General features: G+C 73.7%; 18 protein-coding genes and 1 pseudogene. 8 read left to right on the top strand and 11 right to left on the bottom strand.

The features are described 5' to 3' along the window. Positions 1-92: 92 nt before the first annotated feature. A complete protein-coding gene (locus tag IE94_RS0109565; protein ID WP_030181074.1) occupies positions 93-1,538 on the bottom strand; it encodes an MFS transporter in 1,446 nt (481 codons plus the stop codon). 108 nt (positions 1,539-1,646) lie between these two features. Between IE94_RS0109565 and dusB the strand changes: the two genes are divergently transcribed. After that, positions 1,647-2,813, top strand: coding sequence for a tRNA dihydrouridine synthase DusB (gene dusB / locus IE94_RS0109570; RefSeq protein ID WP_030181077.1), 1,167 nt, complete (start codon positions 1,647-1,649; stop codon positions 2,811-2,813). Here the strand turns inward: dusB and IE94_RS0109575 are convergent, their stop codons facing one another. Continuing rightward, a complete protein-coding gene (locus tag IE94_RS0109575) occupies positions 2,814-4,604 on the bottom strand; it encodes an LTA synthase family protein (protein ID WP_030181079.1) in 1,791 nt (596 codons plus the stop codon). Positions 4,605-5,086: 482 nt separating this feature from the next. Here IE94_RS0109575 and ppdK point away from each other — a divergent pair, with 482 nt between their 5' ends. Together ppdK and IE94_RS0109585 are read left to right on the top strand one after the other, a co-directional pair. Beyond that, positions 5,087-7,816, top strand: a complete 2,730-nt coding sequence (gene ppdK / locus IE94_RS0109580) for a pyruvate, phosphate dikinase (protein ID WP_030181082.1) — start codon at positions 5,087-5,089, stop codon at positions 7,814-7,816. A gap of 225 nt (positions 7,817-8,041) precedes the next feature. Further along, entirely contained in the window at positions 8,042-9,250 is a 1,209-nt protein-coding gene (locus IE94_RS0109585) for an acyltransferase family protein (protein ID WP_030181084.1), read from the top strand. Between the two features lie 31 nt (positions 9,251-9,281). Here IE94_RS0109585 and IE94_RS0109590 read toward each other — a convergent pair whose 3' ends face one another. Next, on the bottom strand, positions 9,282-9,737 hold the full coding sequence (locus tag IE94_RS0109590) for an excalibur calcium-binding domain-containing protein (RefSeq protein ID WP_030181087.1): 456 nt from the start codon (positions 9,735-9,737) through the stop codon (positions 9,282-9,284). Between the two features lie 183 nt (positions 9,738-9,920). Between IE94_RS0109590 and IE94_RS0109595 the strand changes: the two genes are divergently transcribed. Next, on the top strand, positions 9,921-10,853 hold the full coding sequence (locus IE94_RS0109595; protein WP_030181089.1) for an oxidoreductase: 933 nt from the start codon (positions 9,921-9,923) through the stop codon (positions 10,851-10,853). Between the two features lie 60 nt (positions 10,854-10,913). Here IE94_RS0109595 and nirD read toward each other — a convergent pair whose 3' ends face one another. From nirD to IE94_RS0109610, 3 genes are read right to left on the bottom strand one after another with little or no spacing between them, the layout of a single operon-like run. Then, positions 10,914-11,279: a nitrite reductase small subunit NirD gene (gene nirD, locus IE94_RS0109600; RefSeq protein WP_030181092.1), complete on the bottom strand. Its 366-nt coding sequence runs from the start codon at positions 11,277-11,279 to the stop codon at positions 10,914-10,916. Next, entirely contained in the window at positions 11,276-13,888 is a 2,613-nt protein-coding gene (nirB, locus tag IE94_RS0109605; RefSeq protein ID WP_030181094.1) for a nitrite reductase large subunit NirB, read from the bottom strand. The genes nirD and nirB overlap by 4 nt, the downstream gene beginning before the upstream one ends. Further along, positions 13,888-15,126: an NAD(P)/FAD-dependent oxidoreductase gene (locus IE94_RS0109610; RefSeq protein WP_030181096.1), complete on the bottom strand. Its 1,239-nt coding sequence runs from the start codon at positions 15,124-15,126 to the stop codon at positions 13,888-13,890. The genes nirB and IE94_RS0109610 overlap by 1 nt, the downstream gene beginning before the upstream one ends. A 209-nt stretch (positions 15,127-15,335) precedes the next feature. Between IE94_RS0109610 and IE94_RS0109615 the strand changes: the two genes are divergently transcribed. Then, positions 15,336-16,118 (top strand): sulfite exporter TauE/SafE family protein, encoded by a 783-nt coding sequence (locus IE94_RS0109615; protein WP_030181098.1) that lies wholly within the window; start codon positions 15,336-15,338, stop codon positions 16,116-16,118. 53 nt (positions 16,119-16,171) lie between these two features. Here IE94_RS0109615 and IE94_RS0109620 read toward each other — a convergent pair whose 3' ends face one another. Further along, the gene (locus tag IE94_RS0109620) at positions 16,172-16,801 is read right to left on the bottom strand and encodes a class F sortase (RefSeq protein WP_030181100.1); all 630 of its coding nucleotides are present in this window, start codon (positions 16,799-16,801) and stop codon (positions 16,172-16,174) included. A 119-nt stretch (positions 16,802-16,920) separates the two neighbouring features. Next, on the bottom strand, positions 16,921-17,469 hold the full coding sequence (locus IE94_RS0109625) for a hypothetical protein (RefSeq protein ID WP_030181102.1): 549 nt from the start codon (positions 17,467-17,469) through the stop codon (positions 16,921-16,923). 164 nt (positions 17,470-17,633) lie between these two features. On the opposite strand from IE94_RS0109625, the gene IE94_RS0109630 reads away from it, so the two are divergent. Further along, the gene (locus tag IE94_RS0109630) at positions 17,634-18,221 is read left to right on the top strand and encodes an NADPH-dependent FMN reductase (RefSeq protein WP_030181105.1); all 588 of its coding nucleotides are present in this window, start codon (positions 17,634-17,636) and stop codon (positions 18,219-18,221) included. A gap of 129 nt (positions 18,222-18,350) precedes the next feature. On the opposite strand, the pseudogene IE94_RS40945 reads toward IE94_RS0109630, so the two are convergent. The 3 genes and pseudogenes from IE94_RS40945 to IE94_RS0109640 all read right to left on the bottom strand — a co-directional run. Beyond that, positions 18,351-18,551, bottom strand: a pseudogene (locus tag IE94_RS40945) (sugar kinase); the annotation flags it as partial. 174 nt (positions 18,552-18,725) lie between these two features. Then, the gene (locus tag IE94_RS0109635) at positions 18,726-20,906 is read right to left on the bottom strand and encodes a molybdopterin oxidoreductase family protein (RefSeq protein ID WP_030181108.1); all 2,181 of its coding nucleotides are present in this window, start codon (positions 20,904-20,906) and stop codon (positions 18,726-18,728) included. Between the two features lie 103 nt (positions 20,907-21,009). Then, positions 21,010-21,696 carry a SanA/YdcF family protein gene (locus IE94_RS0109640; RefSeq protein WP_030181111.1) on the bottom strand — a complete coding sequence of 229 codons (687 nt, stop codon included), beginning with the start codon at positions 21,694-21,696 and terminating at the stop codon, positions 21,010-21,012. A gap of 164 nt (positions 21,697-21,860) precedes the next feature. On the opposite strand from IE94_RS0109640, the gene IE94_RS0109645 reads away from it, so the two are divergent. Together IE94_RS0109645 and IE94_RS0109650 are read left to right on the top strand one after the other, a co-directional pair. Further along, on the top strand, positions 21,861-22,697 hold the full coding sequence (locus tag IE94_RS0109645; RefSeq protein ID WP_030181113.1) for a sirohydrochlorin chelatase: 837 nt from the start codon (positions 21,861-21,863) through the stop codon (positions 22,695-22,697). 36 nt (positions 22,698-22,733) lie between these two features. Next, positions 22,734-24,008 (top strand): deoxyguanosinetriphosphate triphosphohydrolase, encoded by a 1,275-nt coding sequence (locus IE94_RS0109650; RefSeq protein WP_030181115.1) that lies wholly within the window; start codon positions 22,734-22,736, stop codon positions 24,006-24,008. The last annotated feature ends 114 nt before the right edge of the window (positions 24,009-24,122 follow it).

Here is a 24,122-nt window from a genome sequence, read left to right on the forward strand (position 1 = left end):
GGAGGACGGCGAGGACGGCGAGGTCACCGCGGACGGCGAAGAAGTGCCGCGGATCCGGGCCGACCGGCGCTTCGAGTACGTCCGAGCCGCCGTCACACCCCCGTCCGCGCGGCCTCCCGCACCTCCGGCGAGCGCAGGCGCTCGGCCGTCCGCTCCGCCGTGCGGTGGGCCCAGCGGCCGCTGGTGACGGCGCCCAGGACGAGGACCGCGAGGCCGCAGGCGGCCAGGATCCACCAGCCGGGGCGGGCGGCGGTGACGAAGGTGTCGCGGTACGAGGAGGCGCTCACGCCCGACGCCAGCACCGCGCCGATCACCGCCACGCCGAGTGCCTGGCCCAGCTGGCGGCTGGTGGAGGCGACGGCCGCGGCGACCCCGGCCTGGGCGCGGGGCATGCCGGAGACCGCGGTGTTGGTGATGGGCGCGTTGACGAAGCCGAAGCCGACGCCGAACAGGACGTAGCCGATGAAGAGCGTGACGTTCGAGGTCTCGGCCTCGAAGGCGGCGAACAGCGTCCCGCTCGCGGTCAGCGCGCCGCCCGCGATCAGCAGGGGCAGACGCGGCCCCCGGCTGCCGACCAGCCGCCCGGAGAGCGGGGCGCACAGGAAGGTCGGGACGGCCATCGGCAGCATCCACAGACCGGCGTCGAGGGCGCCCAGTCCGCGCACGTTCTGGAGATACAGCGTGGACAGGAACAGGAAGCCGCCCAGCGCGGCGAAGGCGCTGACCGCGATCACGGTGGCTCCGCTGAACGGCGCCGACCGGAAGAAGCGCAGCTCGATGAGCGGGTCGGTGCGACGGGGCTCGTGGAGGAGCAGGCCGAGCAGGGCGGCCAGCGCCAGGACGGCGAAGGGCAGCACGCTGGTGAACCCGGCGTTCGGCGCCTCGATGATCGCGTAGGTCAGCGAGCCGAACAGCACGATCACCAGCAGTTGGCCGAGCGGGTCGGGGCGGCGCGCCTTCGGCGCGCGGGACTCGGGGACGAAGCGGAGGGTGAGGAGGAGGGCGGCCAGGCCCACGGGGAGGTTGACCCAGAAGATCGAGCGCCAGCCGACCGACTCCACCAGCACCCCGCCCACCAGCGGACCTGCGGCCAGGGAGATGCCGACCACCGCGCCCCAGACGCCGATCGCGCGGGCGCGCTCGCGCGGGTCGGTGAAGGTGTTGGTGATGATGGACATCGCGACCGGGTTGAGCATCGAACCGCCCACCGCCTGCATCATCCTGAAGACGATCAGCGAGGACAGGTCCGGGGCCAGCGAGCACAGCAGCGAGCCGAGGGTGAAGATCACCAGGCCGGTCATGAAGACCCGCTTGCGGCCGATCCGGTCGGCGGTGGAGCCGGACAGCATCAGCAGCGCGGCCAGCACCAGGGTGTACGCGTCCACGGCCCACTGGAGGCCCGACGTGCTCGCGTGCAGGTCCCGCTGCACGGAGGGGAGGGCGACGTTGAGGATCGTGTTGTCGATACTCACGATCAGCAGGCTCATGCAGCAGATGGCGAGCACGAGCATGCGGCGGCGACGGGTCAGCTCGGGCATGGACTCCAGCCTACGCCTACTTCGATAGTGCGTCTAACTAATGACCGATGCACGGTCTTCGTCCACAGGGCGCGGCGGGCACGGCCCCGGGTGCGTGACAATGGGGGAATGTCCACGCTCACCTCGCCCGCCCCCGACGCCACCGCCGCGCCCCTGCCGATCGGCCCGCACACCGTCGCACCGCCCGTGGTGCTGGCGCCGATGGCCGGCATCACCAACGCGCCGTTCCGCACGCTGTGCCGTGAGTTCAGCGGAGGCAAGGGGCTGTTCGTGAGCGAGATGATCACCACCCGGGCGCTGGTCGAGCGCAACGAGAAGACCATGCAGCTGATCCACTTCGACGCGACCGAGACCCCGCGCTCGATCCAGCTGTACGGCGTCGACCCGGTGACCGTCGGCAAGGCCGTCCGCATGATCGCGGAGGAGGACCTCGCCGACCACATCGACCTGAACTTCGGCTGCCCGGTGCCGAAGGTGACCCGCAAGGGCGGCGGCTCGGCGCTGCCGTACAAGCGGAACCTGCTGCGCGCCATCGTCCGCGAGGCCGTCACCGGCGCCGGCGACCTGCCCGTCACCATGAAGATGCGCAAGGGCATCGACGACGACCACCTCACCTACCTCGACGCCGGCCGGATCGCCGTCGAGGAGGGCGTCACCGCCATCGCCCTGCACGGCCGCACCACCGCCCAGCACTACGGCGGCACCGCCGACTGGGAGGCCATCGCCCGCCTCAAGGAGCACGTCCCGGAGATCCCGGTCCTCGGCAACGGCGACATCTGGTCCGCCGAGGACGCGCTGCGCATGGTGCGCGAGACCGGCTGCGACGGCGTCGTGGTCGGGCGCGGCTGCCTCGGGCGCCCATGGCTCTTCGCCGACCTGGTCGCCGCCTTCGAGGGGCGCACCGACGCCTTCGTGCGGCCCACCCTGCGCGAGGTCGCCGACGTGATGGTCCGCCACGCCACCCTGCTGGGGGAGTGGATCGGCGACGAGGCCAGGGGCGTCATCGACTTCCGCAAGCACGTCGCCTGGTACCTCAAGGGCTTCGCCGTCGGCTCCGAGATGCGCAAGCGGCTCGCGATCACCTCCTCGCTGGAGGCGCTGCGCGCCGGGCTCGACGAACTCGACCTCGACCAGCCCTGGCCCAGCGGAGCCGACGGCCCCCGCGGTCGCACCTCCGGCAACAACCGGGTGGTGCTGCCGGACGGCTGGCTGAAGGACCCCTACGACTGCGCGGGCGTCGGCGAGGACGCGGAGCTGGACACCTCCGGCGGCTGATCAGCCCTGGGTGGGGTGCGGCGTCGAGCCGTACGCCGTCAGGAAGCGGTCGCGGAAGGAGCTCATCCGCCACACCGGGGCGTCGTGGGCCGGTTTCAGCCCCCGCGTCCAGTTCCAGTCGTCGAGCGCGTCGAGCACCTCGGGGTCCTTGGCGACGATCGACACCGGCACGTCCCTGGAGGCCTCGTTCCCGCTCACGCGGGCGAGCGGCTGGTGGTCGCCGAGGAAGACGAGGACGGTGTCGTCGGTGCCGTAGCGTTCCAGCCACCGGGTGAGGCTGGTGACCGAGTACTGGACCGACCTGCCGTACTCCTCCTTCGAGCGGGCCGAGTCGGTGATGACCTCCGACGCCTTCACGCCGGACGCCTCGATCCGGTCGTACACCGACCCGTCGCCGACCTCGTCCCAGCCGACCATCCTCGGGACCGGCGCCCAGGGCTGGTGGCTGGAGGTGAGGACGACCTCCGCCATCAGCGGCCTGTCGCGCCTCCTGCCGTGCTCCAGGCGCTGGAAGGCCTCCAGCGCGTACTGGTCGGGCATCGTCGACCAGCTGAACTTCGGCCCCCGGTAGCCCAGGTCGAAGGCGTCGTACACCTTGTCCAGGCCGTACCAGTCCGCCTCCGGCCAGGCCTTCCGCACGCCCGGCATGATCCCGACCGTGTCCCAGTCGCCGGTCTTCTCGAACGCCTTGGTGAGCGTGAGGCGGTCGCCCGCGGTGACGGTGCGGTAGCGCTGCTGGCTGTCCACCCACAGGCCGGACAGGAAGGTGGAGTGGCCGAGCCAGCTGCTGCCGCCGTACGTCGCCGAGGTCAGCCAGCCGCTGCGGGCGTGGAAGCCCGCCCTGGCCAGTGCCGCGGTGCTCGCGTCCAGCGTCCGGCCGACACCCGGTGCCATCACCGGGTCCTCGACGGCGCTGCGGCCGTAGCTCTCGATGAACGTGAAGAGCATGTCCTTGCCGCGCAGGTCCGGCACCAGCTGGGCGCCGGGCGTGGCGCCGAAGCGGTCCGCCTCCGCCTCCTTCGCGAAGGCCGCCTCGTCCCGCAGCGTGTCCACGACCCGGTGCGCCTGCGCCTCGGCGGCCCGGGAGGCGCTCGTGGTGGCGACCGGCACCCCGAAGGTCTGCACGCCCAGCGCCACGCAGGTCATCCACACGGTGGCCGCCGTCAGCGCGCCCCGTGCCGCCCGCTCCCGGTGCGCGGCGAGCAGCTCGCCGAGCCGGAGGGCCGCCAGCGCCATGACCACCAGCAGCGAGGCGGCCAGCGCCACGGCGCCCACCGCGGCCCAGGTCGCCGCCGCCCCGCCCATCGAGTCCGCCACGAACGACTGCGCGTCGTCGAGCAGGGCCCAGTCCAGGACCAGGTTGAAGCTCCGGCCCAGGTACTCGGTGAAGCCCATGTCGAGCAGGTTCAGCACGGTCAGCGCCCCGAGGGCGGTCCCGAACAGCGCCGCGGCCACCAGGCGGGGCACGCGGGGCAGGCACAGCAGCAGCACCGCCGCGACGACCGCCTCCCCCGGGATCCGCGCGAAGCGGCTGGGCTCCACGGCGACGAGGGTGTTCGGCAGCAGCAGCGCTCCGAGGACCAGAAGGGCCGAAAGAGCCGTGGTGACCCGGCGGACGACGCGGGCGGCGCGCGGGTGCCGGGTGCGCCACGCACGCAGGCGGGCGAGGCGGGTCCGAAGGGACGTGAGGGCGTCGAGCGGGGCGGGGCCCGGTGCGCCGGGGGTGTCGGGGCCGTCGGGAGCGTCGTCGGCGGGCCGCGGCGACCGGCGGAAAGGCGTGATGACGGGCACGCGAAGGTCCTTCCGTACGAAACCCGGTGGACGGCGGGCCCCGGCGAGGGGGCCGGGACCCGCCGGACTCTCGTACGTCCGGCAGGAGCGGTCCGTTCACCGGTCCGCATGGTGAAATCCGGCGGCCTGTGGCAGCGTGATTCTCGCCACCTCTGATAGGAGCAGTGCTCAGATGAGCGGATCATGGGCGACTCTACTTCTCCAAGTTGTGGCACTGAGTGCCATGCCCTGATCGTTCATCGAGCGAACTCAGACGTGGAGAATGTCGCTCACATGAGCAGGAAATCGAGCGTTCGAGAGTTCCTTCGTTCAAGAAGTGAAAACACAGGCAGTCGGTCGCTTGCCAAGCCTTGACTTTCGATCCGCTGGCGGATGGGTGGTTACGGGCGCATGACGCGCAAGTGGACGTACCCAGGTGCCTTTGATCTGGGTACATTCCTCGCCGTCAGGGCAGCCACCGCGTCCTCGAGGAGTCGAGACCCGTGTCGGAAAACAAAGATCCCCAGGTAGCGAACGCGCCGAAGTTCGTTTACGACTTCACCGAGGGCAACAAGGACCTCAAGGACCTCCTCGGCGGCAAGGGCGCCAACCTCGCCGAGATGACCAACCTGGGTCTCCCGGTCCCTCCGGGCTTCACGATCACCACCGAGGCCTGCAAGACCTACCTCGACAGCGGCGAGGAGCCCGCGGCCCTGCGTGACGAGGTGAGTGCGCACCTCGACGCCCTCGAAGCGAAGATGGGCAAGAAGCTCGGCCAGGCCGACGACCCCCTCCTCGTGTCGGTGCGGTCCGGGGCCAAGTTCTCCATGCCCGGCATGATGGACACCGTCCTCAACATCGGCCTCTCCGACAAGTCGGTGCAGGGACTGGCCCAGCAGGCCGGCGACGACCGCTTCGCGTGGGACTCCTACCGCCGCCTGATCCAGATGTTCGGCAAGACCGTCCTCGGCGTCGACGGCGACCTCTTCGAGGAGGCGCTGGAGGCGGCGAAGGCGGCCAAGAAGGTCGCGGTCGACACCGAGCTGGAGGCCGCCGACCTCAAGAAGCTCGTCACCAAGTTCAAGAAGATCGTCAAGACCGAGGCCGGCCGGGACTTCCCGCAGGACCCCCGCGAGCAGATGGACCTCGCCATCAAGGCGGTCTTCGACTCCTGGAACGGCGAGCGCGCCAAGCTCTACCGCCGCCAGGAGCGCATCCCGCACGACCTCGGCACCGCCGTCAACGTCTGCTCCATGGTCTTCGGCAACCTCGGCCCCGACTCCGGCACCGGCGTCGCCTTCACCCGCGACCCCGCCTCCGGCCACCAGGGCGTCTACGGCGACTACCTCCAGAACGCCCAGGGCGAGGACGTCGTCGCCGGCATCCGCAACACCGTCGCGCTGGCGGAGCTGGAGCAGATCGACAAGAAGTCGTACGACCAGCTGATGCAGATCATGGAGACGCTGGAGAACCACTACCTGGACCTGTGCGACATCGAGTTCACCATCGAGCGCGGCCAGCTGTGGATGCTCCAGACCCGCGTCGGCAAGCGCACGGCGGGCGCCGCCTTCCGCATCGCCACCCAGCTCGTCGACCAGGGCCTGATCGACGAGGCCGAGGCCCTCCAGCGGGTCAACGGCGCCCAGCTCGCCCAGCTGATGTTCCCCCGCTTCGACGAGGAGGCGAGGGTCGAGAAGGTCGGCCGGGGCATCGCCGCCTCGCCCGGCGCGGCGGTCGGCAAGGCGGTCTTCGACTCGTACACCGCCGTCAAGTGGTCCCGGTCCGGCGAGAAGGTCATCCTGGTCCGCCGCGAGACCAACCCCGACGACCTGGACGGCATGATCGCCGCCGAGGGCATCCTGACCTCGCGCGGCGGCAAGACCTCCCACGCGGCGGTCGTCGCGCGCGGCATGGGCAAGACCTGTGTCTGCGGCGCCGAGGAGCTGGAGGTCGACACCAAGCGCCGCCGGATGACCGTGCCCGGCGGGCACGTCGTCGAGGAGGGCGACGTCATCTCCATCGACGGCTCCTCCGGCAAGGTCTACCTCGGCGAGGTACCGGTCGTGCCCTCCCCGGTCGTCGAGTACTTCGAGGGCCGCATGCACGCGGGCGCCGAGGACGCCGACGAGCTGGTCGAGGCCGTGCACCGCATCATGGCCTTCGCCGACCGCAAGCGGCGGCTGCGGGTGCGCGCCAACGCCGACAACGCCGAGGACGCGCTGCGCGCCCGCCGGTTCGGCGCCCAGGGCATCGGCCTGTGCCGCACCGAGCACATGTTCCTGGGCGACCGGCGCGAGCTGGTCGAGCGGCTGATCCTGGCCGACACCGAGGCCGAGCGCGAGGAGTCCCTCAAGGAGCTGCTCCCGCTCCAGAAGCAGGACTTCGTCGAGCTGTTCGAGGCGATGGACGGACTGCCGGTCACCGTCCGCCTCCTCGACCCGCCGCTGCACGAGTTCCTGCCCGACATCACCGAGCTGTCGGTGCGCGTGGCGCTCGCCGAGTCCCGCCAGGAGCCGCACGAGAACGAGCTGCGCCTGCTCCAGGCCGTGCACCGGCTGCACGAGCAGAACCCGATGCTGGGCCTGCGCGGCGTCCGCCTCGGCCTGGTCATCCCCGGCCTGTTCACCATGCAGGTCCGCGCCATCGCCGAGGCCGCGGCCGAGCGCAAGGCGCACAAGGGCGACCCGCGTGCCGAGATCATGATCCCGCTGGTCGGCACCGTCCAGGAGCTGGAGATCGTCCGCGAGGAGGCCGACCAGGTCATCGCCGAGGTCGAGGCGGCCACCGGCGCCCGGCTCAAGCTGTCGATCGGCACGATGATCGAGCTGCCGCGCGCCGCGCTGACCGCCGGTCAGATCGCCGAGGCCGCGGAGTTCTTCTCCTTCGGCACCAACGACCTGACCCAGACCGTGTGGGGCTTCAGCCGCGACGACGTCGAGGCCAGCTTCTTCACCGCCTACCTGGAGAAGGGCATCTTCGGCGTCTCCCCGTTCGAGACCATCGACAAGGACGGTGTCGGCTCCCTGGTCGCCGCCGCCGCGCAGGCGGGCCGCGCCACGCGTCCCGACCTGAAGCTCGGCGTGTGCGGCGAGCACGGCGGTGACCCGGAGTCGGTGCACTTCTTCCACGAGGTGGGTCTGGACTACGTCTCCTGCTCCCCGTTCCGGATCCCGGTGGCCCGCCTGGAGGCGGGCCGGGCGGCGTCGCGGTCGAAGGGCAGCGACCACCGGTAGGCCCGCGCGGGACCGAAGACCCCGGAGCCGCCGTCTGTCACCCGACCACCCTCACCGATCGGCGGCGGCTCCGGTCCACGAAGAAAGGCGGCACCCGTGCGGGGGTGCCGCCTTTTGTGACGCGTTCAACGGTGTGAATTCCTCCGTGCTGAGCAGCAGCAAGCTGTCAGCAGAGTTGGAGGGCCCTGGCAGCGGACAGCGGCCGACACCCGGAACGGTGGTTGGATGACGCAGACGGAGCACAGGGAACCGGCCGGCCCGACCGCCCGGGACGGGACCGGGGACAGAGCCGCCGACGCGGTGCCCAGCCCCCGGACCGGCGCGCGGGAGCGGGTCCCCGGGGCCGGGCCACCCGTCCGCCGGAACCGGCTCGCGGCCCTGGACGGGCTGCGTTTCCTGGCCGCCCTGGCCGTGGTCTTCTTCCACTTCGTCGGCCAGGTGCCCTCCACCATGCGGACCATCTGGGGCCGCCCGGTCGAGGACGTCTTCCCCGAGGCCCACGGCTACTTCGCCTACGGCCGCCTCGGTGTCGAACTCTTCTTCCTGATCAGCGGTTTCGTCATCTGCATGAGCGCGTGGGGCCGCACCCCGCGCGACTTCTTCATCTCCCGTGTCACCCGGCTGTACCCGATGTACTGGGCGGCGATCCTGATCAGCGGGTGTGTGATCTTCTTCGCCGACAACCCCTTCGGGCACCCGTCGCCGCGCGTGCTCTTCGCCAACCTGACGATGCTCCAGACCCCGCTCGGGGTGGAGCACCTCGACTCCGTCTACTGGACGCTCTGGCCCGAGCTGTGCTTCTACCTCACCTTCGCGGTCGTGGTGTGGAAGGGCCTGACCTACCAGCGCGTGGTGATCTACTGCGGCCTGTGGACGGTCGCCGCCGTGCTGGCCCCGAGCGCCGACATCCACCTGCTCACGCTGCTGGCGAACCCGCCGTCCGCGCCGTACTTCATCGCGGGCATGGCCTTCCACCTGATGTACCGCTACCGGCCGACCCCGCTGCTGTGGGGCATCGTCGCCATGTCGTGGCTGGTGGCGCTGCACTACCTGCTGACGCCCGACGGGGGCCGCCTCAACTGGGACTCCTGGCAGCCGGACCGCGCCTGGCTGGTCCTGGTGATCACGGTGTTCTTCCTGCTGATCGCCGCCGTCGCGCTCGGCTGGACCAGCCGCGTCCGCTGGCGCGGGCTGACCGTCGCGGGCACGCTGACCTTCCCGCTGTACCTGCTGCACGACGCCATCGGCGTCAACATCCTGCACCGCTTCGGCGACCGGGCCCACCCGTGGGTCGTGGTGGGCGTCACCGTCGTCGCCCTGGTCGCGCTCTCCTACGTCGTGCAGCGGTTCGTGGAGCGCCCGGTGGCCCGGGCCGCCCGGCGCTGGCTGAGCAGTGCCGCCTTCAGCCTCAAGCCGCCGGAGCCCCGCCGCTGAACCGACGGGGCTCCGCGCGCCGCGGGCGGGGTCAGGCCGTGCCGTCGCCCCGGCGCCGGCGCGCGGCCAGCATCAGTGCGCCGCCCGCGAGCACGACGAGGCCGCCGCCCGCCGCGAGGTAGGGCGTGCTGTCGTCGCCGCCGGTCTCGGCCAGGTTGGTGCCCTGCTGCCCGGCGGCCTCGTCCCCGCCGCCCTGCTCGCTCCCGGAGTCCTCGCCGCTGCCGGCGCCCGCCGCGTCGTCGGTGTCCTTGTCGTCGGCGGGCACGAAGCCGGCCGGCGGCCTGTCGCAGCCGACGCCGTCCTTGTCGCGGTCCAGGTGCTCGCCGTAGTGCTCGTCGTCCTTCTGGATGTTGGAGTACCCGGCGTCGTACGCCTCGGTGCAGTTCTTGAACGGGTGGGCGCCGTCGTGCGCCTGGGCGGCGGCCGGCAGGGCGGCCAGGGCCAGCGCGGCGACGGTCACGGCGGCGGGCTTGCGGAGCAGCTTCATCGAGAGTCCCGGGAATGGTGTGGAAGTGCGGATATGAGGTGACGAAGCTATTGAGGTGACCGGGATGTGGTGGAGATATGAAGGACTCGTGATGGGAACGTGACGTGACCGGACGGTAGCTCTCCGCTCGGGGCCGCCGGACGCGTACGGTGAGAGGGGTCCGGACCAGCGAAGGAGCCGCGGATGACCGGCTGGAGCACGGGCGACATCCCCGACCTGGACGGGCGCGTCGCCGTCGTCACCGGGGCCAACGGCGGCCTCGGCCACGTGATCTCCCGGGAGCTGGCGCGCAAGGGGGCGTCCGTCGTGCTCGCCTGCCGCAGCGAGGAGCGGGGGCGCGCGGCCGTGGAGCGCATCCTCGGCGAGGTGCCCTCCGCCGCGGTGCGACCGGCTCGGCTGGACCTCGGGGACCTCGCCTCGGTCCGGGAGTTCGCCTACGGGCTGCCCTACGAGCGGGTGGATCTCCTGGTCAACAACGCCGGGGTGATGGCCCTGCCGTACAGCACGACGGTGGACGGCTTCGAGACCCAGTTCGGCGTCAACCACCTGGGGCACTTCGCGCTCACCGGGCTGCTGCTGCCCTCGCTGCTGGCCGCGCCCGGCGCCCGGATCGTGACCGTCTCCAGCTTCCTGCACGTGCTGGCCAACGTCGATCCGCGCGACCTCAACAGCGTGCGCCGCTACGGGCGCTGGACCGCCTACGCCCGCTCCAAGTCCGCCAACCTGCTCTTCACCCACGAACTGGCGCGCCGGCTCGCGGGCCGGGAGGGCGCCTGGGACGTCCGCGCGGTCGCCGCCCACCCCGGGTACGCGGAGACCGGACTGTCGACCGCCGGGCCCCGGGCCGAGGGGCGCCGGCTCGCCGAGCGGCTGGCACGGCTCGGGAACCGGGTCGTCGCCCAGTCCCCGGAGGCAGGCGCGCTGCCCGTCCTGTACGCGGCGACCGCGCCCGGTGTGCCCTCCGACTCCTTCACCGGCCCGTCCTTCGCGATGTGGCGCGGGGCGCCCGCACCGTCCTGGCGGGCGTCCTGGACCACCGACGACGCGATGGGGGAGCGGCTGTGGGCCGCCTCCGAGCGGCTGACGGGCGTCGTCTACGAGCCGCTGCTGCCCTGAACGGCGGGGTCCGGGCCGGCGGGCCGGCGGGCCGGCCCCCGCCCGCCGGGCGAGGAACCGTCAGGCCGCCTTCACCTCGTACGTCTCCACGCGCATCGCCGCGTCGTCCAGGCACTCCCCGGTCGTGAGGTCGAAGCGCTGCTTGAGCAGCGGGGAGGCGACGAACGGGCGGCCCTGGTGGGTGCCGGTCAGGCCGCGGGAGAGGACCGCCGCGCCGGTGAAGGGGTCCCGGTTGTCGATCGCGTACAGCCCGCCGTCCCGGTCGCGGAACAGGGCGACCTGGCCGCCGTCCGGGAGCAGGGCCGCCACGCCCCGGCCCGGGAGCAGGGTGCCGAGGTCGCAGGCAGTGAACCAGTCGTCGGTCAGCCGGAGCCGCACCTTCAGGTCGGTCGTCTCGGGTGCCAGGGACTCGGGTGCCAGGGTCATCGCCGGGTGCTTCCTTCCAGGAGGTCGTCTTCCGAGGGGCGCCGCAGGCCGATGTCCAGCAGCGGCAGGTCGGGCTTCATCTGGTCGCGCTCGGGCACGAAGCCCACGACCGGGTCGGGGGTGTCGGGCGCGTTCACGAAGGACACGAACCGGGCCAGCTTCTCGGGGTCGTTGACGGTCTCGGCCCACTCGTCGCGGTAGTGCGCGACATGGGCCCGCATCAGGGACTCCAGCTCGTCGCAGATGCCGAGCGAGTCGTGCACGACGACGTCCCGTACGTGGTCCAGGCCGCCGGGGATGCGCTCCAGCCAGGTGGAGGTGCGCTCCAGCTTGTCGGCGGTGCGGATGTAGAACATCAGGAACCGGTCGATCAGCCGGACCAGTTCGGCGTCGGAGAGGTCCTGCGCGAGCAGGTCCGCGTGGCGCGGGGTGGCGCCGCCGTTGCCGCCGACGTACAGGTTCCAGCCGTTGGAGGTGGCGATCACCCCGAAGTCCTTGGACTGGGCCTCCGCGCACTCGCGGGCGCACCCGGAGACCGCCGACTTCAGCTTGTGCGGGGACCTCAGACCCCGGTAGCGCAGCTCCAGGTCGATCGCCATCCGCACCGAGTCCTGGACGCCGTAGCGGCACCAGGTCCGCCCCACGCAGGACTTCACCGTGCGCAGCGACTTCCCGTACGCGTGCCCCGACTCGAAACCCGCGTCCACCAGCCGGGCCCAGATCAGCGGCAGCTGCTCGACGCGGGCGCCGAACATGTCGATCCGCTGACCACCGGTGATCTTCGTGTAGAGCCCGAAGTCCCGGGCGATCTCGCCGATGACGATCAGCTTCTCCGGGGCGATCTCGCCACCGGGGATGCGCGGGACGACGGAGTACGAGCCGTTGCGCTGGAGGTTGGCGAGGAAGTGGTCGTTGGTGTCCTGGAGCGCGGCCTGCTCGCCCTCCAGGACGTAGCCGCTCGCGCCGATCGCCGGGGCCAGGGAGGCGATGATCGAGCCGACCGCCGGCTTGCACACCTCGCAGCCCTCACCGCCCCGCGCCCCCTCCCGGCCGTGCCGGTCCAGCAGCTCCCGGTAGGAGGTGATCCGCAGGGCGCCGACGATCTCGTACAGCTCCTCGCGGGTCTGGGAGAAGCAGCCGCACAGGCCCTTGTCCACCTCGACGCCGCTCGCCTCCAGCTCGGCGGTGACCAGCTGGCCCAGCACCTTGACGCAGGACCCGCAGCCGGTGCCGGCCCTGGTGCACTTCTTCACCTCGGGCACGGTCGCGCAGGAGTGCTCCGTCACCGCGCCCCGGATGGTGCCCTTGGTGACGCTGTGGCAGGAGCAGATCACCGCGTCGTCGGGCAGCGCGGCCGGGCCCAGCTGGGCCGGGGCCCCGGCACCGGCGGGCAGCACCAGGGACTCGGGCGAGACCGGCGGGACCGAGCCGGTGAAGGCGCGCAGCGTGCCGTAGGCCTCCGCGTCGCCGACCAGGATGCCGCCGAGCAGCGTGCCGTCGCGGCCCACGACCAGCTTCTTGTACAGGCCCGCGCGGGAGTCGGAGTAGACGACGTCCAGGCAGTCCTCGGCGGTGCCGTGCGCGTCGCCGAAGGACGCCACGTCCACGCCGAGCAGCTTCAGCTTGGTGGACAGGTCGGCGCCTGTGAAGGACGCCTCGTCGTCGGCGATCGTCGCGGCGGCCGTCTCGGCCTGCTCGTACCCGGGCGCCACCAGCCCGTACACCCGGCCGTCGGACGCCAGCGCGCACTCGCCGATCGCGAACACGTGCGGGTCGGTGACCGTGCGGCACTGCTCGTCGACGCTGATCCCACCGCGCTCGCCGACCGCGAGCCCGCACTCCCGGGCCAGCTGGTCGCGGGGCCGGACACCGGCGCTGAACACCACCAGGTCGGTGGCGAGTTCGGAGCCGTCGGACAGCTTCATGCCGGTGACGGCGCCCGCGTCGTCGACCACGATCTCCTGGGTGCCGACGCCCGTGTGGACGGACAGGCCCATCTCCTCGATGGTGCGCAGCAGCGCCGCGCCGCCGCCCTCGTCGACCTGCACCGGCATCAGGCGGGGCGCGAACTCCACGATGTGCGAGGTGAGGCCGAGCCCCTTGAGCGCGCCGGCGGCCTCCAGGCCGAGCAGCCCGCCGCCGACCACCGCGCCGGTCGTCGCCTTCTTCGCGTACTCCTCGATGGCGAGGAGGTCCTCGATCGTCCGGTAGACGAAGCAGCCCTCCGCGTCCTTGCCGGGCACCGGCGGGACGAACGGGTAGGAGCCGGTGGCCAGGACCAGGACGTCGTAGGCGACGACCAGCCCCGAGCGGGCGGTCACCGTGCGCGCCTCCCGGTCGACGCTCTCGGCCGGGTCCCCGACGCGCAGCTCGATGCCGTGCTCCTCGATGAAGGCGAGGTCGGTCATCGACAGGTCCTCGGGGGTCTTCCCCGAGAAGTACGAGGTGAGCTGGACGCGGTCGTAGGCGGGGCGCGGCTCCTCGCACAGGACGACCACGCGGTGCGTGCCGGTCAGGCCGCGCTCGGCGAGGGCCTCCAGGAAGCGCTGGCCGACCATGCCGTGGCCGACCAGCACGATCGTCGGGGTGTGCCCCGGGGTGGCGGTCATCAGGAGCCTCCGTCTTGGGTGAGCAGGTGGAGCAGGGGGCCGCCGTCGGAGGGGAGCGGCTCTGCTCCCTCCCAGGCGCGCGCCAGCGCGCCGACGGTGCCGAGTTCGCCGACCAGGACCCCGCCGACCAGCCGGTCGTCACGGACGACGACCTTGCGGTAGGTGCCCCGGGTGGCGTCGGCGAGTTGTACGACGTCGTCGCCGGGGCGGGGGTCGGTCTCGCCGAACGCGGCGAGGTCGAAGGGGCTGTCCGGCCCGTCGAAGGGGCCCTCGGGCCCGGTGAGGGTGAGCCGGGTCAGCGAGCGGGTGCCGGTGTAGCGGGCGGTGCCGTCGCCGGTGAGCAGGTCGGCCAGCACCCCGGCCTGTTCGAGGGCGGGCGCGGCCAGCCCGTACACGCGGTCCGCGTGCTGGGCGCAGTCGCCGACGGCGCGGATGTGCGGGTCCGAGGTGCGCAGCTCGTCGTCGACGAGGACGCCCCTGCCGACCTCCAGCCCCGCCTCCCGCGCGAGCCCGACCCGGGGCCGCACCCCGCACGCGAGCACCACCAGGTCGGCGCCGAGGGCGTACCCGTCGCCCATCTCCACGGACCGCACCGCCCCGCCGACCCCGCGCACGTCCCGTACCCGGCACTCGGTGTGCACCTCGACGCCGAGGCCCTCCAGGTGCCGCCGCACCAGCGCCGAGGCCGCCGGGTCGAGCTGGCGCTCCATCAGCCGCTCGGACTGCTGGGCGAGGACGACCTGGGCGCCGCGCACGGCCAGCGCACGGGCGGCGGACACGCCGAGCAGCCCGCCGCCGATGACGACCGCCCGGGCCCCGGGCCGCACCGCCTTGGACAGGCCCAGGCAGTCGTCCATGGTCCGGAACGCGTGCACGCCCTCGGGCAGCTCGCGGTCCGGGGTGAACAGGCCGCGCAGGGGCGGCAGCACGGCGTTGGAGCCGGTGGCCAGGACCAGCGTGTCGTAGGCGAGGACGGACCCGTCGGCGCACCGCACGGTCCGCCCGGCCCGGTCGATGCCGGTGACCCGGCCGCGCAGCAGCCCGGCGGGCGCCGGCAGGGCGATCACCTCGGGGCTGTACCGTCCGGCCAGCACCTCGGCGAGCAGCACCCGGTTGTACGGGCGGTGCTCCTCCTCGCCGACCAGCAGCGCGGGCGTGCCCAGCTCACCGAGCCGCCGGGCGAGCGTCACGCCCGCGAGCCCGGCGCCGATCACCACCACACGCGTTTTCGAGGTCATGCCGTCGAGCGTGCGGGGCGGGTGTTACCCGGTGGCATCCCTTCTGTTTCCCACGGGGAACGCTGCCCTCAGCGGCAGCGGGGGAGGGATGTGAGGGACATGTCCGGCCACCGGGGAGGGCGGTGAGGGGCCCGGCCGGGTGCGCGCCTACCTCAGAAGTCCCTCAGCTCGATGGACGGCACATCCATCCCGTCCATAGGGTCGCGATCATGCCCGACATATCGCTGACCACGGTCGTCCTGCTCTGCCTCGCCGCACTCGCGGCCGGCTGGATCGACGCCGTGGTCGGCGGCGGCGGCCTCCTGCTGCTGCCCGCCCTGCTGCTCGGCCTGCCCTCCGGCACCCCGGCCGCGCACGCGCTGGGCACCAACAAGGCGGTCGCCATCGTCGGCACCACGGGCGCCGCGGTGACCTACGCCCGCAAGGCGCCGGTGGACGTGCGCACCGCCGTGCGCATCGGTCTGGCGGCGCTGGCCGGATCGTCCGGCGGGGCGTTCTTCGCGGCGGGGATGAGCACCGAGGTGCTCAAGCCGGTGATCATGGTGGTGCTGCTCGCGGTGGCGGCCTTCGTGATCCTGCGCCCCGCCTTCGGCACCGCGCCCGCCACCGGACCGGCCACCCGCCGCCAGATCCTCGCCGCGATCGGTCTCGCGGGCCTCGGCATCGGCTTCTACGACGGCCTCGTCGGCCCCGGCACCGGAACCTTCCTGGTCCTGGCCCTCACCGCGCTGCTCCACCTGGACCTGGTCACGGCGTCCGCCACCGCCAAGATCGTCAACTGCTGCACCAACGCGGGCGCCCTCGCCACCTTCGCCTGGCAGGGGGCGGTGCTGTGGCAGCTGGCCGTCCTGATGGCCGTCTTCAACCTGGCCGGCGGCATGTTCGGCGCCCACACCGCCCTCAAGAAGGGCAGCGGCTTCGTCCGCGTCGTCCTGCTGACGGTGGTCTTCGCCCTGGTGGCGAACCTGGCCTGGGAGCAGTGGGTGGCGTAGCCGGGGCCGGTGAAGCGGCACGGCCGGACCGTCCGGCGTACGTCCCGAACGGCTCACCGGCTCCCGGTCAGGTGGGCGAAGACGACCACGTTGCCCTGGTAGCCGGTACTGCGTGAGTAGGGGCCGCCGCAGGTGATGACGCGCAGTTCGGGGCGGTCGGCGGCGCCGTAGACCTTCTCGTCGGGGAAGGCGTCGGCGGCGTAGACCTCCACCGCGTCCACCGTGAACACCGCGACGCCGCCGTCGCGCCGGTCGACCTCGATCGCCGCGCCCTTCTCCAGGGCGCCGAGCCGGTAGAAGACGGCGGGGCCCTCCGCGTTGTCGACGTGCCCGGCGACGATCGCGGTGCCCGTCTCGCCGGGGGTGGTGCCCGCCTCGTACCAGCCCGCGAGGTTCTTCTTCTCGGCCGGCGGCACGTCCAGGCTGCCCGTACCGGTCAGGCCCAGGCCGGTCAGCGGGGCGTCCACGCCGATCGCCGGGACGCGGATCCGGTCCGGCGGGGAGGGCGGCAGCGCCGGTGCCGCGGCGCCCCGGTCGGCCTGCCCGGCCCGGTCGGTGCGGGCCTGCGCGGCCGAGGGCTGGGGCGGGGCGTCGGGATGGTCGCCGCCGACCAGCAGCCACGCCCCCGAGCAGAGGGCGACGGCGGTGACGGCGGCTATCGCGGTGTCCTTGACCCTGCGCATGACGTCCCCTCTCCCTCGCGTCCCTGGGGATCCCCTGCCCCCTCCGGGCCGCGAGGGGCGTCGGACCCGGAGGGGGTGGGGAAGTGCGGTACCGGTGGACGGGCAGCGGAGGGTGCCCGTCAGATCCCGTCGCCTCTCGCCCGGCGATGCAGGAGCCAGGTACCGCCCGCGGCGGCGACGGCGAGAGCCGCCACACCGGCCGCGGTCTGCACGGGGCCGGGGCCAAGAGCGCCGCCGACCCCCGTCTTCACGCTTCCTCTGGGGTACACCTGCTCGGCGGCCGGGTGCCCGGCGGCCGAGGTCAGCGTGACCACCAGGTCACCCGTCACCCGCCGGTCGCCGTCCCCACAGGTCGCGACGATCTCGTACGTTCCCGGCTGCGCGCTCGGCGGCACCTCGAAGTGCCCCGTCGCCCCGGCCTCGCCCGTGCCCGGCGCCAGCGGGAACGCGCCCGCGCCGACCGCGCTGGCGTCACCCGCCGCCGAGCCGCCCTTCCCGCACACCGCGGTCGTCACCACGGCCCGGTCGCCCGGTACGACCGAGGACGGATACACCGTCAGGCCGCCGGTGGCGACGGTCTCCCCGGCGGACACCGGGGCCGCGGTGGTCAGACCGACGGCCGCGGCGGCGAGCGCGGTACCGGTCAGCAGGCGGGCGGTACGTCGCATCGGTGCTCCTTTGAGCTCTTCGGTGGCCCTGCCCTACCGAGGAAAGTGGCACCGCGCCCGGCCCGCCCCCCGAGCGGGTGTGAACGGGTGACCGGTGCCTCCGAACGAGCCCGGGGAGGAGGCGGCTTGACCTCGACCAAACTTGAGGTAGCAGGCTCTGCCGCATGGACACCACGATCGCACCGCTCCGCGTCACCCTGCTCGTCGGCAGCAACCGCCACGGCCGCTTCGGCCCCGTCGTCGCCGACTGGCTCCTGGACCACCTCCGGGCCCACGACGACCTGCTCCCCGAGGTGGTGGACGTCGCCGCGACCGACCTGCCCACCACCTTCGCCCCGACCCCACAGGCGACCGCCGCGCTGGCGGAGATCACCCCGAAACTGGCGGGCGCCGACGCGTTCGTCGTCCTGACCCCCGAGTACAACCACTCGTTCCCGGCGGCCCTGAAGAACGTCGTCGACTGGCACTTCACCGAGTGGCGGGCCAAGCCCGTCGGCCTGGTCTCCTACGGCGGCCTGGCCGGCGGCCTGCGGGCCGCGGAGCACCTGCGCCAGGTCTTCGCCGAACTGCACGCCGTCACCGTCCGCGACACCGTCTCCTTCCACAACGCGGGCGCGGCCTTCGACGACCGGGGCAGGCTCAGGGACCCCTCCGGTCCGGACGCGGCGGCCAAGACGATGCTCGACCAGCTGGTCTGGTGGGGACGGGCCCTGCGGGAGGCGAAGGAGAGGCGGCCCTACGACGGAGCGTGAGGCGCCGCGGGCGCCCGCGCAGCCGGTGGAGTCGAACGCGGGGAGCTCGTCACCCCGAGCCCGAGGAGTACACCGCGCCGGCCAGGCCGGAGGGATACGTGCCGGGCGTCCTCCACGACCGGGTGGCGGGATCGCCGTTCGCGTCGCCGACGGGGCGCCGGTCCGCGTCCGGGGGTACGGCGGGGCCCGGCGGCGCAGCTTCGTCCTGGGCTGCCCGGCCTGCGGCACCGAGCCCACGGGCTGCGCCCAGGCCTCGCGCCCGCCGAGCGCGTTGATCAGGTCGGTCGCCGAGTCCGGGGAGCGCTTGGCGCCGCCGATCATGGCCCGCCGCGCCGGACCGCTGGGAGGGATACGTGCCGGGCGACCCGTGTGGCCTGGTCCGCCGTACCTTCGGCCGCCGACGCCGCGCCCGTCCGCGTCCGGGGGCCCGGCGGCGACGGTGCGGCCCGGGGCGCGCCGATCCGCCGCGGCGAGGGAGGAACCGGCCGGTGGGACGGCGGTCGGTCAGCGGGCCACCTCCACGCGTACCGCGCACACCTTGAACTCCGGCATCCGCGAGGTCGGGTCCAGGGCCGGGTTGGTCAGCGTGTTGGCGCGGCCCTCGCCCGGCCAGTGGAAGGGCATGAACACCGTGTCGGGCCGGATGCCGGTGGTGATGCGGGCCGGTGCCACCGCCCGCCCGCGCCGGGACACGACCGCCAGCGGGTCGCCCTCGGCCGCGCCCAGCCGCGCCGCCAGCCGCGGGTGCAGCTCCACGAACGGGCCCGGCGCGGCGGCGTTCAGCTCGGCCACCCGCCGGGTCTGGGCACCGGACTGGTACTGCGCCACGACCCGGCCCGTGGTCAGCAGCACGGGGTACTCGTCGTCCGGTTCCTCGGCGCTCGGCCGGTGCGCCACGGGCACGAAGCGGGCCCGGCCGTCGTCGGTGGCGAACCGGTCGAGGAACAGGCGCGGGGTGCCCGGGTGGGGCACGGAACCGGCGCCGGGGACATCGGTGGTGCCGTCCGTGCCGTCCGTGCCGTCCGTGCCGTCGGGCGCGGGCGGTGCCGGGCAGGGCCAGAACACGCCGTTCTCCCGCGCCAGCCGCCGGTAGTCGATCCCGGAGTAGTCCGCCGGACCGCCCGCGCTCGCCCGGCGCAGCTCCTCGAAGACCTCCTCGGGCTCGGTCGGGAACCCCTTCTCCACGCCGAGCCGCCCGGCCAGCGAGTGCAGCACCTCCAGGTCGCCGCGCACCCCGTCCGGCGGCGTGATCGCGCGCCGCCGCAGCAGCACCCGCCCCTCCAGGTTCGTCGTGGTCCCCGTCTCCTCCGCCCACTGCGTCACCGGCAGCACCACGTCCGCCAGCGCGGCCGTCTCGGAGAGCACCACGTCGCAGACGGCGAGGAAGTCCAGCGAGCGCAGCCGCCCCTCGACGTGCGCGGCGCGGGGCGCCGAGACGACCGGGTTGGACCCCATCACCAGCAGCGACCTGACGTCCGTGCCCAGCGCGTCCAGCAGCTCGTACGCGCTGCGCCCCGGGCCCGGCAGCGAGTCGGGGTCCACGCCCCACACCCCGGCGACGTGCCGCCGCGCCGCCGGGTCGGTCAGCTTGCGGTAGCCCGGCAACTGGTCGGCCTTCTGGCCGTGCTCGCGCCCGCCCTGCCCGTTGCCCTGCCCGGTCAGACAGCCGTACCCGGACAGCGGTCGCCCGGCCCGCCCGGTCGCCAGGCACAGGTTGATCCACGCGCCCACCGTGTCCGTGCCCTTGGCCTGCTGCTCGGGTCCGCGCGCGGTCAGCACCATCGCCGTGTCGGGCGCGCAGAACATCCGCACCGCCTCCCGCAGCTCGGGAACGGACACCCCCGTGATCCGCTCGACGTACTCCGGCCAGTGCGCCATCGCCGCCGCCCGCGCCTCCTCCCAGCCGGACGTGCGCTCCTCGACGTACGCCCGGTCGACCCGGCCCTCGGCGACGACCAGGTGCAGCATGCCCAGCGCCAGGGCGAGGTCGGTGCCGGGCCGGGGCGCGAGGTGCAGGTCGGCCTGCTCGGCGGTCTTCGTCCGGCGCGGATCGACGACGATCAGCGTGCCGCCGTTCTCCCGCAGTTCGGTGAGGTAGCGCAGGAACGGCGGCATCGTCTCCGCCGGGTTCGACCCGACGAGGATCACGCAGCCGGTCCTCGGGATGTCCTCCAGCGGGAACGGCAGCCCCCGGTCGAGCCCGAAGGCCCGCGTCCCGGCCGCCGCGGCCGACGACATGCAGAACCGCCCGTTGTAGTCGATCTGCGAGGTGCCCAGCACCACCCGGGCGAACTTGCCCAGCGCGTACGCCTTCTCGTTGGTCAGCCCGCCCCCGCCGAACACCCCGAGCGCGTCCGCGCCGTACCGCGCCCGCGTACGCTCCAGGTTCCCGGCGATCCGGTCCAGCGCCTCGTCCCAGCCGGCCGGCACCAGCGCGCCGTCGCCCGACCGCACCAGCGGCGAGGTCAGCCGCGCCCCCGGCGCGAGCACCTGCGGCGCGGTGCGCCCCTTGCCGCACAGCGCGCCCCGGTTCACCGGGAAGTCCGTCCGCTCGAAGACCTCGACGGTCCCGCCCTCGACGGGCGCCAGACTCATCCCGCACTGCAGGGCGCAGTACGGGCAGTGCGTGGGCGTGGGCGTGGCGGTGCCCGGGGCGGCGGTGCGGTGCGTGCCGGTGTTCTGCATGCCGCCCAGCCTGCGGCTTGCGTGTTACGCGACCGGGCGGCGCTCTGTTACACGGCAGGGACGGCGACCTCCCCGCCGCCGCGGGACCGCGGTGAGGGACGCCTCACCCGCCGCCGGCCAGGGCCCGCGCCACCCCCGGCTCCCTCGGGCCGAGGAAGTGCGGGTCCGGCTCGAAGACCGCGTCCCACGCCGCCTTGCCCGCCGCGAGGATCTCCCGGGCGCCCCCGTAGTACCAGGTCACGTCGTGCGCGTCGTCCACCCCGACGCCGTACGACGCCACCCCCGCCTGCCGGCACAGGGCGACCGCCCGCCGGATGTGGAAGCCCTGGCTGATCAGCACCGCCCGGTCGACGCCGAAGATCCGCTTCGCCCGGACGCAGGAGTCCCAGGTGTCGAAGCCCGCGTAGTCGCCGACGATCCGACCGTCGGGCACACCGTGCCGGACCAGGTAGGCGCGCATGGCGTCCGGCTCGTCGTACTCCTCGCGGCTGTTGTCCCCGCTCACCAGCACCACCTCGATCCGCCCGGCCCGGTACAGCTGTGCCGCCGCGTCCAGCCGGCGCGCCAGGTACGGCGAGGGCTCCCCGTCCCACAGCCCGGCCCCGAAGACCACCGCGACCTCGGTGCGCGGCACGTCGGCGACGGTGCGCAGCCGGTCGTCCGTGACCAGGCGCAGCCACGCGGCGGGCAGCAGCGCCAGCACGCACCCGGCCACCACGGCCCGCACCAGCCGCCGCCGCCCCTTCCGGGTGCGCGGCAGGCGCGGTCTGCGAAGTCTCGGGCGGCGCATCGGGCGGTCCCCTCCCCGGTCGGTTCCTGCCACCAGGGACGCCCGGGCGGGCCGTCCGGTTCACCGCCCGCTCACACGGCGTGCCCGGCGCCGTGTGAACCGACGGAAAACCCCCGTGACACCCACGCAACGGGACGGCAACGTCCGGCGGCCACCCTCGGTGCATGACGGCGATGACAGTGACGAGCAACGGGACCACCACGGCCACCGGCGGCACCCCCGCCCTGGTCGTCGTCGCCCACGGCAGCCGCGACCCGGGCGCGCTGAGCACCGTACGGGCCCTCCTCGACCGGGTCCGCGCCCTGCGCCCCGCCGTGCCGGTGCACCTCGGCCACGTCGAGCTGAACGAGCCCCTGCTGCCCGACACGCTCACCGCCCTCGGCGACGGGGCGGCGGTCCTCGTGCCCCTCCTGCTCAGCCGCGGCCACCACGTCAAACGGGACATCCCGGAGATGGCCGCGGCCTCCTTGGCCCGCACCCGGGTGGCCGACCCGCTCGGCCCGCACCCGCTCCTGGTGGACGCGCTCCAGGCCCGCCTCACGGAGGCCGGCTGGCCCACCCACGCGGGCCCGGACCACGCCGTCGTCCTCGCCTCCGCCGGCTCCCGGGACCCGGAGTCCCGGGCCGACACCGCCCGCACCGCGACCGCCCTCTCCGCCCGCCTCGGCGTCCCGGTCGTCCCGGCGTACGCCTCGGCGGCGGCCCCGACGGTCCCGGAGGCCGTACGCACCCTGACGGCTCGGGGCCACCGCCGGGTGGCCGTCGCCGCCTGCTTCACCGCCCCGGGCCGCTTCGCGACCGAGTGCGCGGCGGCGGCCCCGTGGATCGCCTCCGACCCCCTGGGCACCCACCCGTCGATGGCCCGCCTCCTGCTCCACCGCTACGACCGCGCACGCGGGGCAGGCGGCGGGACCGACGTCCTCGAAGGGGCGCGGGGAGCGGCGCGATGCGCCACGACGAACGCCGCGCTCGCCCGGCAACCGCACCCGGCACCCGCGTAGGCGCACCTGTCACACCTTCCGCATACTGTTCACGGCATGGAAGGCACCCGCACCGCACCCCCCTACGACCCGGCGTCGGCCGCCCGCTACGCCCCCGAGCCGGACAAGCGCCCCGGCCGCACCGCCTTCCAACGCGACCGCGCCCGCATCCTGCACTCCGCCGCGCTGCGCCGCCTCGCCGGGAAGACGCAGGTCGTCGCGCCGGGGGAGGGCAGCCCCGGCTGGGACGCCAGCCCCCGCACCCGCCTCACGCACTCCCTGGAGTGCGCCCAGGTCGGCCGGGAGCTGGGCGCCGCCCTCGGCTGCGACCCGGACCTCGTGGAGGCGGCCTGCCTCGCGCACGACCTGGGCCACCCGCCCTTCGGGCACAACGGCGAACAGGCCCTCAACGCCTTCGCCGAGGACTGCGGCGGCTTCGAGGGCAACGCCCAGTCGCTCAGGCTCCTCACCCGCATCGAGCCCAAGCGCTTCACCGAGGACGGCTCCGTCGGGCTCAACCTCACCCGCGCAACGCTCGACGCCGCGACCAAGTACCCGTGGCCGCGCGGCGCCCACCCCCGTGACCCGCTCTCGCCGAAGTTCGGGGTGTACGACGACGACCGGCCCGTCTTCGCGTGGCTCCGCGAGGACGCCCCCGGCGCCCGCACCTGCTTCGAGGCGCAGGTCATGGACTGGGCCGACGACGTGGCGTACTCGGTGCACGACGTCGAGGACGGCCTGCACGCCGGGCACATCGACCCGAACTGCCTGCTCGCCGACCCCGAGCGCGAGGCCGTGTTCGACGTGGCCGTCGGGCGCTACGTCCCCGCCGGCACCGACCACGCCGAACTCGCCGCCGCCCTCGACCGGCTCCTCGCCCAGGACTGGTGGCCGCACGGCTACGACGGCTCCGCGGTCGCCCAGGCCCGGCTGAAGGACGCCACCAGCCAGCTCATCGGCCGCTTCTGCCTGTCCGCCGAGGCCGCCACCCGGGCCGCGTACGGCGGCGGCCGGCTCACCCGGTACACCGCCGAACTGGTCGTGCCCCGCGCGACCCGCATGGAGTGCGCCGTTCTCAAGGCGGTCGCCGTCCGCTACGTCATGCAGCGCACCGAGCAGGAGCGGCTCCGCGCCGCCCAGCGGATCGTCGTCGCGGAGCTGGCCGAGGCGCTGACCGCCCGCGCACCCGACGGGCTCGACCCCCAGTTCCGGGCCCTGTTCGACGCGGCCGACGACGACCGGGCCCGCAAACGGGTGATCGTGGACCAGATCGCCTCCCTCACCGACGCCTCGGCCCGCTCGCTTCACGCCCGGCTGACGGGGCATCCATGACACTGGCGGCGGGACAGGCGTGACCCGGCGGGCCCCGGGGCGCCCCGGACGAGACAGCCGGGCGCCCCAATCGCGGCACTCCGTGGCCTGATCGGGTCACTCCCCCTTCCCGCA

This window comes from Streptomyces violaceorubidus (genome assembly GCF_000717995.1).
Lineage (GTDB): Bacteria > Actinomycetota > Actinomycetes > Streptomycetales > Streptomycetaceae > Streptomyces > Streptomyces violaceorubidus.